This is a genomic window from Bacteroides sp., from assembly GCF_019417265.1.
Taxonomy (GTDB): Bacteria; Bacteroidota; Bacteroidia; order Bacteroidales; family Bacteroidaceae; genus Phocaeicola.
The window spans coordinates 1-1,031 of record NZ_DXVR01000155.1 but is presented as its reverse complement, the minus strand read 5'-3'; the positions used below and the strand labels follow the sequence as shown (position 1 = coordinate 1,031).

Sequence of the window (1,031 nt, the reverse complement as noted above, 5' to 3'; positions counted from 1 at the left end):
AGCCTTCGCAACAGTCGTAGTGATTCTTTTGTGCTTGATCAAAGAACATGCCATGTTTGACAACATTGCGTTTCTGTGAGAAGCAGTACGACCTAAATGGTTAAATTTTTTATTATGTCTCATTTTTTATTCTTTATCTAATTTATATTTAGAAATATCTGTTCCAAACGTAAGATTCAGACTCTCGAGCAAATCATCAAGCTCAGTGAGCGATTTCTTACCAAAGTTTCTGAATTTGAGAAGATCAGTCTTATTGAACTGTACCAAATCGCCAAGAGTTTCAACATCAGCAGCTTTAAGACAGTTGAGAGCACGAACTGAAAGATCCATATCAACCAACTTTGTCTTAAGGAGCTGTCTCATATGCAATACTTCTTCATCGAATTCTTCATTGCTGTCAGCATCAGAAGCTTCCAATGTAATCTTTTCATCTGAGAATAACATGAAATGATGTATCAGAATCTTAGCTGCCTCCTTCAATGCTTCCTTTGGGTGAATGGAACCATCGGTACTAATTTCAAGTACGAGCTTTTCGAAGTCTGTTTTCTGTTCAACTCGATAGTTTTCAACTGCGTACTTAACATTTCGTATCGGTGTATAAATAGAATCGATAGGAATCACATTAACATCAGTGCAATATACGCGATTTTCATCAGCAGGTACATATCCACGTCCTTTGTTGATTGTGATGTCTATCTGCATAGTTGCTTTTGAGTCTAAATGGCAAATAACCAATTCAGGATTTAACACTTCAAATCCGGTCAAATGCTTACCGATGTCACCTGCTTTGAACTCAGTAGAATTCTCTACAGTTATGCTGACACTTTCATTTTCGTATTCGTCAACTATTTGCTTGAATCTTACTTGCTTCAGATTCAAGATAATGTTAGTAACATCTTCTTTAACGCCAGGAACAGTAGCAAATTCATGTTCTACTCCTTCAATACGGATTGTATTGATTGCATAACCTTCCAAAGAAGAAAGAAGAATACGGCGTAAAGCATTACCTACGGTAATACCGAAACCGGGTT

Annotated in this window: 1 protein-coding gene and 1 pseudogene; both read right to left on the bottom strand. The window is 36.9% G+C overall.

All coding sequences use genetic code 11. The annotated features are described in order from the left end of the window. Window positions 1-123 (bottom strand): annotated as a pseudogene (locus QZ379_RS12305) (L17 family ribosomal protein); the annotation flags it as partial. A 3-nt stretch (window positions 124-126) separates the two neighbouring features. Then, window positions 127-1,031: DNA-directed RNA polymerase subunit alpha (locus QZ379_RS12300; RefSeq protein ID WP_291565285.1), on the bottom strand; the 905-nt coding region annotated here is incomplete at its 5' end.